A 15070-nucleotide genomic window follows, 5' to 3' on the forward strand; every position below is an offset into this window, starting at 1 on the left:
AATAATTCCTGACGCCAAGCGCTTTCCACCCGTGATTAAGGCTGTTAAGGTGATATCCACGCTTGTGTATACACTATAAGAGAATTAAATCATGAAATGTCATCGCGTTAACGAGTTGGTTGAGTTACTGCATCCTGCCTGGCAAAAAGATCCGGACCTGAATCTGGTTCAATTTTTACAAAAACTTGCACAGGAGGCGGGGTTCTAGGGGCAGCTAAGTGAGCTGACAGATGATATCCTGATCTACCATTTGAAAATGCATGACACGGATAAAGAGCAGGTCATTCCTGGCTTGAAAAAGGATTATGAGGAAGATTTCAAAACAGCATTGCTGCGAGCTCGGGGTGTTATCAAGGACTGATGCCTTTATCAACAGGCGCTGCTTTTCCGCGGCTTATTTTGATTCCTATTGCAAGTAATGATGACGGCTATGCAAAGTTCAGTGTTTAATTTTCAGACGCTGTTTCCCTCGCTGATTATCGATGCACTTTTCGCGGTAGGTATCCGGGTTGATTCTGGTTTGACGGCGCTCAACAGCTATGAAAACCGGGTTTATCAATTTATGGATGAAGACCGGCACCGTTTTGTCGTTAAATTCTATCGTCCTGAACGGTGGACGCAGTCGCAGATTCAGGAAGAGCACGATTTTGCCCTCGCATTGGTTGACGATGAGGTGCCCGTCGTTGCCCCCTTGAAACTCAAGGGTCAAACCTTGCATTGTTATGATGGCTTTTATTTTTCCGTTTTCCCAAGCATAGGGGGGCGGCAATATGAAATGGATAATGACGATCAATTGGAAGGCGTTGGCCGTTTTCTGGGTCGTTGGCATCAAACGGGGCAAAAAGCGCTTTTTCTTGCTCGTTCTACCATTGGGGTTGAGGAATATCTCGACAGACCTTATCAATTATTGACGCAAACACAACGTATTCCTGCCGCGTGCCGAGATTCCTTTTTGCAGTCCACCCAGCAACTTATCGAAATGGTAAAACGCTATTGGACATTGGATGCTTCCTTTCTTCGGTTGCACGGCTATTGCCATCTTGGAAATATTCTCTGGCGCGACGGACCACTATTTGTCGATTTAGATGATGCCCGTAACGGACCCGCAGTGCAGGATTTGTGGATGTTGCTTCATGGCGAGCGTCAGGAACAGAGAATTCAGCTTGATATTCTGCTGGAAGCTTATAGTGAGTTTATGACGTTTCAGGAGAAAGAGCTGGCGTTAATTGAGCTGCTGCATGCGATGCGAATGGTGCATTATTTAGCGTGGATTATTCGCCGTTGGGAAGATCCGGCATTTCCCCCGAGCTTTCCCTGGATAAAAAATGATGATTTCTGGTTCAGGCAAACAGCAATATTTACTGGACAGGTTAAGCTGTTACAGGAGCCTCCTTTACAGCTATTGTCCATGTACTGATGTTTAACGGAGAGATGTGTTATATGAAGAGTGTATTTGCGGCATTATTGGGCATCATGTTGGCCTTCGGTGCATCAGCGGCAGATTTTTCTGATGGAAAACAGTACGTTGAAGTTAATAAACCGGTACCTCAATTACCGCAGGTGCTGGAGTTTTTCTCCTTCTACTGCCCGCATTGCTATCAGTTTGCTGAGGTTTACCATATTCCTGAAGCTGTCAGTAAGGTGCTTCCAGCGGATACCAAAATTACGCGCTATCACGTCGATTTCCTCGGGCCTTTGGGGAAAGAACTAGCGCAGGCTTGGGCAGTTGCCATCGCTTTGGGTGTTGAAGATAAAGTCACCCCGTTAATGTTTGATGCGCTGCAAAAAAGCCAAACGCTGAAAACCACGGATGATATTCGTAAGGTGTTTGTGGCGGCGGGTGTTAAAGCTGAAGATTATGACGTTGCATTGAATAGCTTCGTGGTTAAGTCGCTGGTTGCCCAGCAAGAAAAAGCGGCTGCGGATTTGCAATTGCGCGGTGTGCCGGCCATGTTTGTTAATGGCAAATATATGGTGAAAAGTGACGGTTTAGATACCAGCTCAATGGATGCATATGTGAAGCAATATGCTGATCTTGTGAAATTCCTTATCGAGAAAAAATAGCACTGCTCTTATAACTGCGTCTGATAACAGGCGCAGTTATACCTTGGATATATCGTTTATCCGCTACGACAGTTTTGCCTCTGTGACGTTTAATTAGCGTTTAACTAATATCTATCCACAAAAAAAATGTTTTTTGTATTACGAGTATTTACCGAGGATTTTTTTTTATCTTGCTGAAAAAAATCCATAATATGTGAATCACTTTTTGATATAACATTAGCATCATTCTGATTTTCTCTTTCTATGCACAAAGTTATCCACAAGGCATTTGCTTTGCATGTGGCAGATTTGCGGTTTTCTGTGCGTTAACGTTCGTCTCTTGCTGTGAGCTATGGCATGCTTAGCGGCGGTGAAACACATAAAAACAATAAATATCAATAGGGATAGGAGCCGATCTCACGATCAGCTTCCTCCCACACCACCGTACATACGGATCCGTATACGCCGGTTCAGTTATGTTAATCGTCGCCCACCTTATATACATAGGTATCTACACATCATAAAGGGTTAAAAACCACCATAGCTAAGTGAGCAAGTTCTTCCGGGGTATAGTCTGCTAATAACGTCAAGGTATTTAGCAGGATGGATAGTCCGGCAAGCAGCGCTGGGGCGCTTTCTTTACGCCCTCGTTTTTGTTGTCGTCCGGATAATCGGCAAATTAACTGACGGCTGCCGCATTGTCGTCTCCTTCAGCGCGTTGCAGCCGCCATACCAGCACACATGCCATGCTAGCTATCAATAACCTGCGTAGCAGGGCACCAGCACTGCGCTGAAGCCATTTTTCTACATCATGACCGGCACCTTTCAGCAGCTTAAAAAAGGATTCAATACCCCAGCGCCAGTAATACCAGCGAGCGACTTCCGCGCTGGTGAGATCGTTGCTAACGTTTGTGAGCAGCGTCCAGCGTCCGATAAATTTACCGTAAGTTGTACTAGCTCAGACCTGATCTGACAGTTACCGATTATTTATACAGGTGTCTGTCAGATTACATCTGGTTCAGATTCTTTTCTGCCCAGATCCGTTTTCCATCGAGTAAAGTGGCCATCGGCGTACGCCCGCAGCACATTTTTCCCTGATGAGTTCGCTCATTATTGTAATGCCACAACCAGTTGTCCAGATCTACCTGCAGGCTTTCCAGGTCTCCATATAACTTCTTGCGGAACGTAACCTGATAAAAATCCTGCAAAATGATTTTATAGAAGCGCTCGCAGATGCCGTTCGTCTGCGGAGACATCGCCTTCGTTTTCGTATGCTCGATATCGTTGATAGCCAGATAAAGCTGATAATCATGCTGCTCCACTTTACCACAGTACTCCGTACCCCTGTCGGTCAGTATTCTCAGCACCGGCAGTCCCTGAGCCTCGTAGAACGGGAGTACGCGATCATTGAGCAGGTCGGCGGCGGTGAGTGGTGTTTTATTCGTATACAGCTTGCAGTGTGCCACTTTCGAGTACGTATCCACGAACGTCTGCTGGTAGATACGGCCCACCCCCTTCAGATTGCCCACGTAGAAGGTGTCCTGCGAGCCCAGATATCCGGGATGTGCCGTCTCGATTTCACCGCAGGCCTCATCATCGTGCGCCTTCTTCTCCAGGGCTGCGATTTGAGCGTCGGTAAGGACAATGCCTTCTCTGGCGACCTTTTCCTCAAGCGCCTTCAGGCGTTTACGGAAGTTCTCCAGGTCGTGTCGTTGCCAGATGGAGCGCACGCCGCTGCCGGAGATAAACACGCCTTTTTTACGCAGCTCATTACTGGTCCGGTGCTGCCCATGGGGCGGGAACTCAATAGCATAATCAACAACCGCGCGTTCAGTGGCTTCGTCGGCGCGGTTCTTCAGGTTCGGAACCCGGCGGTTCTGGTTAACCAGCGCATCAATGCCGCCTTTAGCAGCCAGTTCCTGATAACGGTAAAATGTATTGCGTGACACGCCCATGCTCTTGCAGGCTTTTGATACGTTACCGAGTTTTTCGGCGAGATTGAGCAGGCCGGCTTTGTGTTTGATAATGGGATTGTTAGTATGAAGCATGAGAGTTACCTCGCGTTTTGTTTAAGGATTAGACACCCATATCAAAACCGGTAACTCTCAACCTTTCAAGGTCCAGTGTCAGATCTAGTCGCGACTAATACAGATTAGTTGTGGTTCGCCTTACCGATACTCACGGTAAATTTATCGGACGCTGGACGCTGCTCACAAACGTTAGCAACGATCTCACCAGCGCGGAAGTCGCTCGCTGGTATTACTGGCGCTGGGGTATTGAATCCTTTTTTAAGCTGCTGAAAGGTGCCGGTCATGATGTAGAAAAATGGCTTGAGCGCAGTGCTGGTGCCCTGCTACGCAGGTTATTGATAGCTAGCATGGCATGTGTGCTGGTATGGCGGCTGCAACGCGCTGAAGGAGACGACAATGCGGCAGCCCGTCAGTTAATTTGCCGATTATCCGGACGACAACAAAAACGAGGGCGTAAAGAAAGCGAGCCTGTACACGAGATTGTGTAATTGCCTGATTTTGATATGTTCAATCCAACATCAAAAGCAGGTTACTTTATGGACGAAAAACAGTTACAGGCTCTGGCTAACGAGCTGGCCAAAAATCTCAAAACCCCTGATGCTCTCAACCAGTTTGATCGCCTGCTGAAAAAGATCAGCGTTGAGACTGCCCTTAATGCCGAAATGACCCATCACCTCGGGCATGAGAAGCCCCAGTCCAAATCTGGAACTAACACGCGCCATGGCTACTCCACAAAGACTGTTACCACCGGCGATGGTCTGCTGGAACTGCGTACACCACGTGATCGTGATGGTTCCTTTGAACCGCAACTGGTGAAGAAGAACCAGACCCGGCTCACCGGGATGGATAACCAGATTTTATCGTTGTATGCCAAAGGGATGACCACCCGCGAAATTGCCGCTGCGTTCAAAGAACTGTATGACGCGGATGTCTCACCCGCCCTGGTATGGAAGGTCACCGATGCCGTTATGGAGCAGGTTGTTGAATGGCAAAATCGCCCCCTGGATGCGGTTTATCCCATTGTTTACCTTGACTGTATCGTTCTGAAAGTCCGGCAGGACAGCCGCGTTATCAATAAGTCTGTGTTCCTGGGGCTGGGTATCAATATCGAAGGCCAGAAAGAGCTACTGGGGATGTGGCTGGCCGAAAATGAAGGTGCAAAGTTCTGGCTGAACGTGCTGACAGAACTGAAAAACCGTGGCCTGACCGACATCCTCATTGCCTGTGTGGACGGCCTGAAAGGGTTCCCGGATGCCATCAACACGGTCTACCCGGAAGCCCGCATCCAGTTGTGCATCGTGCACATGGTGCGCAACAGTCTGCGCTTCGTTGCCTGGAAGAACTATAAGGCGGTAACACGCGACCTCAAAGCAGTGTATCAGGCTCCAACCGAAGAGGCCGCGCTTCAGGCGCTGGAGACGTTCGGTGGGACATGGGATCACCGCTATCCGCAGATAAGCCGGAGCTGGCAGTCAAACTGGGCCAACCTGTCGACATTCTTCTCGTACCCGCAGGAACTTCGCAAGGTAATCTACACGACGAACGCTATATCCAAGCGACATTATTTTGATAACAATTAGCTGTATTTTTTTCCACATATCAGGGCATTGGCTGTAATCATTTTTAAGTCTGTTGGCTATATAGAATCACTGAACAGCGTGCTCCGGCATGCAATCAAGAAACGCAAGGTGTTCCCGACTGATGACTCGCTGAAGAAGGTCGTATGGCTGGCAATCCAAGTGGCATCACAGAAATGGACGATGCCCTTACAGGACTGGCGTATGGCAATGAGTCACTTTATTATCGAGTTCGGTGAGCGTCTTGATGGTCACTTCTGAGGAAAGGCATTTACACAAAATCTTAAACAGGCTCAAGAAAGCGCCCCAGCGCTGCTTGCCGGACTATCCATCCTGCTAAATACCTTGACGTTATTAGCAGACTATACCCCGGAAGAACTTGCCCACTTCGCTATGGTGGTTTTTAACCCTTTATGATGTGTAGATACCTATGCACAAACGGGAGGGGTCTCTTCTGCACAGACATCCCACCAAAGGTTAAACATCATTATTCGTCGATGCTAAGATAAAAGGCGGATATTGATTTTTTGGAGTATTCCACATTGCCTTACGGCGGGAAAGCCTTCCTATACCGGAACGCTTTCCCGCATCATTACGATAGCTGATGCACCGCACCATATTAGACACTATCACTTGGTGTGACTGATTTTTTTAACGACAAGCGCGGATGACTGCGCCTGCATTTTTTGATACTGGAACTCATGACACAACTCCCATCATTCACTCGTTCATTGTTACACCCTCGTTACTGGTTGACCTGGCTAGGGATCGCCATACTCTATCTTGTCGTGTTACTGCCTTACCCGGTTATTTATCGTCTCGGCACAGCGCTAGGCCGTGTCGCCATGCGCGTTATGAAGCACCGCGTGCACATTGCAGAGCGCAATCTGGAACTTTGTTTTCCAGAGATGACAGAACAAGCGCGTGCCGCATTGGTACGTAAAAACTTTGAATCCGTGGGCATGGGACTGCTAGAAACCGGCATGGCCTGGTTTTGGCCTGACTGGCGCATCGCTCGCTGGTTTACTGTCACTGGCCTTGAGCATATACAACTACTGCGTGCAGAAAAACGCGGCATGCTTCTGATTGGATTACATTTTCTTACGCTGGAACTGGGGGCACGCATTTTCGGCATGCATACCCCTGGGATCGGTGTTTATCGGCCCAATGAAAACAAACTGATTGACTGGTTGCAAACCTGGGGCCGCATGCGCTCAAATAAGACCATGTTGGATCGCAAAGATCTCAAGGGCATGATCCGTGCGCTCAAGCAGGGGGAGATTATTTGGTATGCCCCCGATCATGACTATGGCCCGCGCAGCAGCGTGTTTGTTCCCTTCTTTGCCATGGAAAGTACTGCAACCACCAGCGGGAGTTATTTGTTGGCAAAAGTGGCTAAACCCGCCATTGTGCCGTTTGTCCCTCGGCGGCGCGAGGAGGGGAAAGGCTATGAATTGATCATCCAGCCTGCTGAACTCAGCGTACCGTTAGATGATGAAGTCACAACAGCCGCCTGGATGAACGCGCTGGTAGAACAAAATGTGCTGCTGGCGCCCGATCAGTATATGTGGTTACACCGCCGTTTCAAAACGCGTCCGGAAGGCGAACCCGCGCTGTATTAAATCGCCGGATGTTCTCCGTGCAATAGGGATAGGAGCCGATCTCACGATCAGCTTCCTCCCACACCACCGTACATACTGATCCGTATACGCAGGTTCAGTTATGTTAATCGTCGCCCACCTTATATATCCGGCAGGCCCATTTCTCTGAACAGTCTATTTGGTAGGGCTATGCACAGCGCTGGTGACAGACTGATCCGCCATTGCTTGTGACAACTGCCCACTGTCTGGGCTGCAAGGTCCTTACCGACCCCTCTCACCCTGAGCATAGGTATCTACACATCATAAAGGGTTAAAAACCACCATAGCGAAGTGGGCAAGTTCTTCCGGGGTATAGTCTGCTAATAACGTCAAGGTATTTAGCAGGATGGATAGTCCGGCAAGCAGCGCTGGGGCGCTTTCTTTACGCCCTCGTTTTTGTTGTCGTCCGGATAATCGGAAAATTAACTGACGGGCTGCCGCATTGTCGTCTCCTTCAGCGCGTTGCAGCCGCCATATAGCCAAGCGACATTATTTTGATAACAATTAGCTGTATTTTTTGCCACATATCAGGACATTGGCTGTAATCATTTTTAAGTCGGTTGGCTATACCAGCACACATGCCATGCTAGTATCAATAACCTGCGTAGCAGTGCACCAGCACTGCGCTGAAGCCATTTTTCTACATCATGACCGGCACCTTTCAGCAGCTTAAAAAAGGATTCAATACCCCAGCGCCAGTAATACCAGCGAGCGACTTCCGCGCTGGTGATCTCGTTGCTAACTTTTGTGAGCAGCGTCCAGCGTCCGATAAATTTACCGTGAGTATCGGTAAGGCGAACCACAACTAATCTGAGGCTTTGTTGAATAAACATATTTTATGCTGCACCCCCGGTGAAACGACAGATCCTCGCAACGCAAAATCATGCAGTTAGGCCTCATAAGAAAACTGTAAACCTAATGTGACAAGCATTTTCTACCAAAACTAGCTGAAAAAACAGCATGAATCACTATTATTCAACAAAGCCCTAATCTGAGTGTCAGAGCTACGTCTGGCTGAACTTTCACTCGCCGTCCGGTGTTCTTGTCTTTCCGCTTCGGTTTTGCTGTTCGCATTATGATCACGGATGTTTCCCCGATCTCCATATTGGCTTTTTTCCCTTTCCAGCCAATCTGTCCGTTTGCGATAAATGGCAGATCGTCTGCAATTTCACCAATTTTACGGGTGTCACCGCCCCACTCGGCCCGATGCCCTTCCTTTCCCCGGATAATTCAACATATTCCCTGGGAGCTTAATGTGCGCATATGCCCGATAGAGTCACCTTCACGGTCAATGAGATGAACTAACTTCTTCCCGGTAGCAAGAGAGTCAACGCGGGCGATATCAGCCGTCAAAGCATCCATATGAGTCAGACTCTCAGACAAGCCCTCGGTTAGCGTTGAACGACAACCCGCCCTATCGGTTAGAGTTTGAGACAGGGGCGCTATTGGTAAACCATTTGCAGCATCAACCAGTAGGCTGGTTTGTAGTTCATAACCGACGTCGCCACCATGCGTCATTTTCAAACGTTCTTCTTTCCCATTGTGGGTACACAACTGTAAATGAGACCAGTCGTGAACGACGGGAGCGTATGGATGCGGGCTAAGTGCAACCTGCCGGAGAGCCAGCGAAATAATCGGTTCATTGAGCTGACTGAAGCTAATACGTTCATTATTAAAAAAACGCCAAACGGCCTGAGTAGTGGCGAATGTTGTTTTCTGCGCGCAGGCAAGATCTTTAACGGCTGACGTCAATGGTGCTGCGGGAGTCATGTGTTGCTTAACCAGACGCTGATAACGCCGGTTAAGGCGGGCATCAATCCTGCCGATGGATAAGTTGAGATCATGCAGCAACGTAATAGCAGATATTGCAAAAGATGTGTAGATACCTATGCACCCTGAGCTCGCTATAACGAGTCCGCCCTTTCTTCCACTGTTTCCACAGCAGACTGCGCAACCTCCTTCTTACCCACCCCAGCAGGTTGCGCGTCAGTGACGGTAACTCGTTCAGACTGTAGTAGTTCCGCCATCCCGTCAGATATACCCTGAGTTTGCCGATAACCTGTTCCAGACTGCGGCCTTTGCTGCGCCCGGTTATCTCTCTCAGGCGGGATTTAGCCCGTCTTATCGACTCCGGGGCAATGAGGATCCACGCTCTCCCTTTGCCGGAGCTGATGCTGTAACTCAGGAACTTACGTTCGCACGGTGGCGACACCGCGCTTTTCCGCTCATTAACCTTCAGTTTCAGTCTCTTCTCCAGCCAGTGGGTGATGCTTTCCTTCACACGTTTACCGGCTCTTTCGCTTCTGACGTAGATATTGCTGTCGTCTGCGTAGCGGACGTGCTTCAGGCCGCGCTTTTCAAGCTCGCGATCCAGTTCATCCAGCAACACATTCGACAACAGGGGCGACAACGGACCACCCTGCGGTGTGCCTTCCATCTGTGGGCTGACCAGCCCTGCCTGCATGATTACAGCATTCAGGAAGGCCCGGATAAGCTTTAACACCCGCTTATCCGTTATCCACTTTGCCACCCGGCTCATCAGTACATCGTGGTTTACCCGGTCAAAGAATTTTTCGAGGTCGATGTCCACCACCCAGTGGTGGCCTTCTTCCAAGTATAGCCAACCGAGATTATTTTGATAACAGCCAGCTATGCTTTTTTGCCGCATATCAGGGCATCTGTTGTAATCATTTTTAAGTCGGTTGGCTATATCTCTTTGCTCGCTTCACCGCACGATGCGCTGACCTGCCAACGCGGAACCCATAGCTGCTTTCACTGAAGGTCGGATCCCACTGGCTTTGCAGCACCTGCATCACTGCCTGCTGAATGAACCTGTCCATTACCGTCGGGATTCCCAGTTGTCGGGTTCCTCCCCCGGGTTTCGGTATGTCCACCCTGCGGACGGGCTGAGGTTTGTATCTGCCAGCCAGCAGGTTACTCCGCAGTTCCGGCCACTGGCGTTTCAGATGGTCGGGGAGTTCGCTCACGCTTATTCCGTCCACACCCGGCGCGCCTTTGTTGGCTTTTACTCTTTTCAGCGCCTGCTTCAGATTTTCTTGGTTGAGGATAACCTCCATGAGACTATCCCCGGACGACGGGCTCTCCCGCTCCGGTTGTGTCTGGACGGTTTCAGCCCCTGATGGGGCAGGAGTCGGGGCTTCACCCCTTCTGCTCTCATCGGGGTCGCATTGCGTTTTCTGCTGCATGACCGTTCAGAACCTCCGGTGATACTCGCCACTCATCACTGTTCGGGCCTTCAGGTTTCCCCTACGCCCTCTGCTGACTTCTGTATAGCGATCAGCGCACCTCACGATGAGCTCAGTCCTGAATGCAGGACGCTATGCAGACCTCCCGGGGTAAGCCCGACCGCCTTCACCACACACCTGCCTGATTTACTCACTCGACCCTTGATGGTTATGGCCTTCGCGATCATATGCTCGCTCTGCCGATCGGATGAGCCTTGTATCAGGTTTCTGTTCGTCAGGTCATGGCTTTGCTCCACGCTTCCTTCAGACCCCACCTCGCGATGACGCCCTTGCACTTCGCTAGTCCTTCGCCACCATCATGCTGTACAGGGGACTTTCACCCCCAAGCTGTCGGGCATGCCCGGCACACATAAAAAACACCGTTACGGTAAAACCGTCAGGACTCCAGTGCGTGGTAGCGCTGATGCCATGCGACAAACTGCTGCGGATCGTGCCACACAGCGTAGTGTAAACAGGAAATCGTCACCGGATCGCTCAACAGCACCAAACGCTGATTGTCGCTTAGCGCATCCAGATCCTGTTTCAACGCATCAGCCACGCGCTGGGCACGGCCCTGCTCAACCGCACGGCTAAAGCCATGGCGCGCAGTTGCCATTGCACTCGCCAACGCATTGAGCGAAGGATCAAAGACTGCCTGCACGAAACCATTTTCCAATTTACGTGCACGGTTGGCACGGAAATAGGTGTCCGTTGCTACCAGCTCGCGCGGCGGCTCGTACTCTTCCGGAATCAACAGAAGATTAGCACGCTTGCATGCCAGCCCAATCAAGGCACGGCTTGAAATTACTGACACGAATGGCGACAGGATCAACGAGAAAACAATCGGCGACAGCCACCACAGGAAACGCAAATCCAGCCAAGCCATACCAATGGCCCACACCAACCCCAGCACCAGTTGAGAGCCGTGACGAGCGAAGGCTTCGCTCCACGGCGTGGCATCATCATCACGCTGCGGCGATTTCCATTGCACGGACCAGCCCAAGAAGGCACTGACCACGAAAACGGTATGGAACAGCATACGCACCGGGGCCAGCAATACCGAAAACAGCATCTCAAGCAGTAACGACAGGAAAACGCGCACGGCACCGCCGTAAGGTCTCGCCCCCTTTGCCCATACCAGAATCACACTCAGCAATTTTGGCAGGAACAGCAGCACCAATGTGGTCGAGAACAAGGCTATTGCCAATTCAGGACGCCATTGTGGCCACACGGGGAAGAGCTGACGCGGTTGGAGGAAATATTGCGGCTCCATCAGCGTATGCACCACTTGCAGTGCGGTTGACAGCGCCAGGAACATAAACCACAGCGGCGCGGAAAGATAAGACATCACACCGGTCAGGAACACGGCACGGTGTACCGGGTGCATCCCTTTCACCAGGAACAAACGGAAATTCATCAGGTTGCCGTGGCACCAGCGGCGATCGCGCTTAAGTTCATCAAGCAGGTTAGGCGGCAGCTCCTCATAAGAGCCGGGCAGATCATAGGCGATCCATACCCCCCAGCCCGCACGGCGCATTAGTGCCGCTTCAACAAAGTCATGGGACAAAATTGCGCCCGCAAAAGAACCTTCACCGGGCAACGGTGCCAGCGCACAGTGCTCGATAAAGGGTTTCACACGGATGATGGCGTTATGGCCCCAATAGTGCGACTCACCCAGTTGCCAAAAGTGCAGACCGGCGGTGAACAACGGCCCGTACACACGTGTGGCAAATTGCTGACAGCGTGCATACAAGGTATCCATCCCGGACGCTTTGGGAGAAGACTGGATAATCCCGGCATTGGGGTTGGCTTCCATCAAACGTACCAGTTGCGTCAGACATTCGCCACTCATCACGCTGTCGGCATCCAATATCACCATATAGCTATATTGGCTGCCCCAACGACGGCAGAAATCATCGATATTACCGCTCTTACGTTTCACGCGACGACGACGACGGCGATAGAAGATACGGCCAAACCCATCCACTTCACGGCACAGGTCCATCCAGGCTTTCTGCTCTGCAACGCATTTGTCCGGGTCGTTACTGTCACTCAACACATACAGATCGAAGTGATCGAGCTGTCCGGTCGCTGCCACCGATTCGTAGGTCGCCCGTAATCCAGCGAACACGCGCTCAACGTCTTCGTTACAGATAGGCATGATTAACGCCGTTCTGTGCTCGGGATTGAGCGGCTCATCCCCTACCGTCGTTGACGAGATACTGTATTTGTCCTTGCCGATCAGCAGCTGTAAAAAGCCCATCAGCGCAGTCCAAAAACCGGCAGAGACCCAACAGAACAGTACGGCAAACAGCACCAGAATGCCACTTTGCAGGATATAAGGCAGAACCTGCATAAAGGAGCGCAGGAAAGGCTGATTCACCATTGCGAACGGATCGATCAGCGCCCATCCCTGATAAGGTAAAATGGTTTTCATGTACCAGGTGGCGATTGCCGTTTGGAACAACGTCAAGATAAGCAGGGTGTAACGGCGCAACGTCCCCACCATTCTCCAGCGGTTCTCGGCAATCTTCTCTTCCGGGCTGGCATGCGGACGACTCGGCGCCGGGGAGCGCCCGAGCATACTTTCCCAGCAGCGTACCAGCGGGTTGGTGCGCCACATGTCAGGAAACATCGACGCACGTTTGATCGTGGGCATCGCCTGTAATGCAGTACGCCCTTCTTTATCAACCATCACCGGTTTAACCGCCGTTGCCGTATCGGGCCAAGCGGCATCCAGACGCGCCTTGACAGATTGCAGCGGCGAATCGTCTTCCGTCAGCAGCGTCGCAGGGGATTCCCCCTGCGCCAGAGCCCGATGTATTGCAGAGAGACTTTTACTCTCTGCCTGAGGCAACGCATGCTGCAACGCCTCCGCCGCTTGCGCGGACAGAGGCAATTTCCCGATATAATCAGGGCTCGAAATTAACTTATTCATTGGCAGGTAGCTGATAGCTCCAGGTTTCCGATAACAGCGTTTCGCCGTTCACCAACGCAGCGCGCAGCTCGGTTGGCTGTTTAGGATCTTTCACACGCAGACGCAGTGTTAAACGCCAGCCGCGCGTTACCGGATTATAGCGAACATTGTTCTCAACGATTTCACCGTTGTCGCCGATGCTAACTTGAGAGGACACAGGCGTTGCCTCTTCCATCTCTTTCATCATCGGGCCGGCAAAATCGACCAAGAACGCAACGGTGCCATCCGGTTGGCGAATCAGGTTAGACTGTTTCACATCCCCGGTGAAGCGCATGGTGCGCTGAACGTAGGCCAATTCAGGTGAATGCAATTGTTCTTCGTCACGCGTGAAGTGCAGGCGATAGCCCACTTCCAGCGGCTTACCAATTTCAGGCAGCGCTTCCGGCGTCCAGAAAGCAACGATGTTATCGTTGGTTTCATCGGCAGTCGGAATTTCCACCAGTTCGACTTTCCCTTTCCCCCACTCGCCCTTGGTTTCAAGCCAGCCGCTAGGACGCAGATCGTAACGGTCATCCAGATCTTCATAGCTGGAGAAATCACGCCCACGTTGCAGTAAACCGAAGCCTTTCGGGTTTTCAATCGAATAGGTGCTGACAGACAGGTGTTTCGGGTTATTCAGCGGACGCCAAATCCACTCACCGTTGCCCGCGTGGATAGATAAACCGTTAGAGTCATGCAACGCTCCACGGTAGTTCAAAGTGGGAGAAGGCTGGTTCGACCCAAACAGGAACATACTGGTTAACGGTGCCAGCCCCAGTTTACCGACGCGAGCGCGCAGGAACACTTTAGCCTGAACATCAACCACGCTGTCACGTCCAGGATAAATGACGAAACGGTATGCACCTGTTGCACGCGGTGAATCGAGCAGCGCGTATACCAGCAGGTGCTTGTCATTGGGTTTTGGACGTTCGATCCAAAACTCGCGGAAACGTGGGAACTCTTCCCCAGAAGGTAATGCAGTGTCAATCGCCAGACCGCGCGCAGAAAGGCCATAAGTCTGCCCTTTACCGATCACACGGAAATAGCTGGCACCTAGCATGCTGACAATTTCGTCATCCTTGCCAAGCTTGTTGATGGGATACAGGATTTTAAAGCCCGCAAAACCGAGATTCTTCACGGTCTCTGCATCGTGATTCACCGTACCGAAATTAAAATACTCCGGTGAATAGGCGATCTCGTTAACCTCAGTGGCCGTCACTTCATTGATTCTTACCGGTGTATCGAAATACATGCCCTGATGATAGAACTGAATGCGAAACGGCGTTTGCAGGTTATTCCAGTATGACTTCTCCTGGTTAAAACGAATCTGCTGATAGTCAGCAAATTTCATATCGCGGAACTGGGCGGGAAGATTGCTCTTCGGCGCTTCATAGCCTTTCGCTGCCAGCTGTTCAGCTTGCGCTGCCACATCATCCAGCGAGAATGCCCAAGCAGGCAACGCAGTGAAAGACAACACAATCGCTGCGGACAACCAGCGCAAATTCGCTACTCGACGTTTAACCCCAAAATTATTAAACAGCACAGCTCCCCCTGTTCGTGTGCTTAAATCAACTAAAAT

14 protein-coding genes and 2 pseudogenes are annotated in these 15070 nt (G+C 50.8%); 6 read left to right on the plus strand and 10 right to left on the minus strand.

Features of this window, described 5'->3' with window-relative positions:
- The first annotated feature begins 91 nt into the window (after window positions 1-91).
- The 3 genes and pseudogenes from ACD630_RS07630 to dsbA all read left to right on the plus strand — a co-directional run bounded on the left by ACD630_RS07630 (window position 92) and on the right by dsbA (window position 2064).
- Window positions 92-361, plus strand: a pseudogene (locus ACD630_RS07630) (YihD family protein).
- Window positions 362-430: 69 nt separating this feature from the next.
- On the plus strand, window positions 431-1417 hold the full coding sequence (locus ACD630_RS07635) for a serine/threonine protein kinase (protein ID WP_430358659.1): 987 nt from the start codon (window positions 431-433) through the stop codon (window positions 1415-1417).
- Between the two features lie 23 nt (window positions 1418-1440).
- Window positions 1441-2064, plus strand: a complete 624-nt coding sequence (dsbA, locus tag ACD630_RS07640; RefSeq protein ID WP_430358660.1) for a thiol:disulfide interchange protein DsbA — start codon at window positions 1441-1443, stop codon at window positions 2062-2064.
- A 986-nt stretch (window positions 2065-3050) separates the two neighbouring features.
- Here the strand turns inward: dsbA and ACD630_RS07645 are convergent.
- Complete coding sequence (locus ACD630_RS07645; RefSeq protein ID WP_430358661.1) at window positions 3051-4091, minus strand: IS481 family transposase; 1041 nt, start codon at window positions 4089-4091, stop codon at window positions 3051-3053.
- A 110-nt stretch (window positions 4092-4201) separates the two neighbouring features.
- On the opposite strand from ACD630_RS07645, the gene ACD630_RS07650 reads away from it, so the two are divergent.
- The 3 genes and pseudogenes from ACD630_RS07650 to ACD630_RS07660 all read left to right on the plus strand — a co-directional run bounded on the left by ACD630_RS07650 (window position 4202) and on the right by ACD630_RS07660 (window position 7272).
- Window positions 4202-4561, plus strand: coding sequence for a hypothetical protein (locus ACD630_RS07650; protein ID WP_430358662.1), 360 nt, complete (start codon window positions 4202-4204; stop codon window positions 4559-4561).
- Window positions 4562-4609: 48 nt separating this feature from the next.
- Window positions 4610-5911, plus strand: a pseudogene (locus tag ACD630_RS07655) (IS256 family transposase).
- A 440-nt stretch (window positions 5912-6351) separates the two neighbouring features.
- Window positions 6352-7272, plus strand: coding sequence for a Kdo(2)-lipid IV(A) acyltransferase (locus ACD630_RS07660; protein ID WP_430359948.1), 921 nt, complete (start codon window positions 6352-6354; stop codon window positions 7270-7272).
- Window positions 7273-7551: 279 nt separating this feature from the next.
- Here ACD630_RS07660 and ACD630_RS07665 read toward each other — a convergent pair whose 3' ends face one another.
- The 9 genes from ACD630_RS07665 to ACD630_RS07705 all read right to left on the minus strand — a co-directional run bounded on the left by ACD630_RS07665 (window position 7552) and on the right by ACD630_RS07705 (window position 15034).
- Window positions 7552-7773 (minus strand): hypothetical protein, encoded by a 222-nt coding sequence (locus ACD630_RS07665; protein WP_430358663.1) that lies wholly within the window; start codon window positions 7771-7773, stop codon window positions 7552-7554.
- On the minus strand, window positions 7745-7870 hold the full coding sequence (locus tag ACD630_RS07670; RefSeq protein WP_430358664.1) for a hypothetical protein: 126 nt from the start codon (window positions 7868-7870) through the stop codon (window positions 7745-7747). The genes ACD630_RS07665 and ACD630_RS07670 overlap by 29 nt, the downstream gene beginning before the upstream one ends.
- On the minus strand, window positions 7842-8123 hold the full coding sequence (locus tag ACD630_RS07675; RefSeq protein ID WP_430358665.1) for a hypothetical protein: 282 nt from the start codon (window positions 8121-8123) through the stop codon (window positions 7842-7844). Before ACD630_RS07675 ends, ACD630_RS07670 begins: the two co-directional genes overlap by 29 nt.
- Window positions 8124-8265: 142 nt before the next feature.
- The gene (locus ACD630_RS07680; RefSeq protein ID WP_430358666.1) at window positions 8266-8394 is read right to left on the minus strand and encodes a hypothetical protein; all 129 of its coding nucleotides are present in this window, start codon (window positions 8392-8394) and stop codon (window positions 8266-8268) included.
- A 126-nt stretch (window positions 8395-8520) separates the two neighbouring features.
- Window positions 8521-9141, minus strand: a complete 621-nt coding sequence (locus ACD630_RS07685) for a hypothetical protein (protein ID WP_430358667.1) — start codon at window positions 9139-9141, stop codon at window positions 8521-8523.
- Entirely contained in the window at window positions 9131-9958 is an 828-nt protein-coding gene (locus ACD630_RS07690; protein WP_430358668.1) for a reverse transcriptase domain-containing protein, read from the minus strand. Before ACD630_RS07690 ends, ACD630_RS07685 begins: the two co-directional genes overlap by 11 nt.
- A 25-nt stretch (window positions 9959-9983) precedes the next feature.
- Complete coding sequence (locus ACD630_RS07695) at window positions 9984-10367, minus strand: reverse transcriptase domain-containing protein (RefSeq protein WP_430358669.1); 384 nt, start codon at window positions 10365-10367, stop codon at window positions 9984-9986.
- Between the two features lie 565 nt (window positions 10368-10932).
- Window positions 10933-13473 carry a glucans biosynthesis glucosyltransferase MdoH gene (gene mdoH / locus ACD630_RS07700; protein WP_430358670.1) on the minus strand — a complete coding sequence of 847 codons (2541 nt, stop codon included), beginning with the start codon at window positions 13471-13473 and terminating at the stop codon, window positions 10933-10935.
- Complete coding sequence (locus tag ACD630_RS07705) at window positions 13466-15034, minus strand: glucan biosynthesis protein G (protein ID WP_430358671.1); 1569 nt, start codon at window positions 15032-15034, stop codon at window positions 13466-13468. The genes mdoH and ACD630_RS07705 overlap by 8 nt, the downstream gene beginning before the upstream one ends.
- Window positions 15035-15070: the final 36 nt, after the last annotated feature.

This window comes from Symbiopectobacterium sp. RP (assembly GCF_050472005.1).
GTDB lineage: Bacteria > Pseudomonadota > Gammaproteobacteria > Enterobacterales > Enterobacteriaceae > Symbiopectobacterium.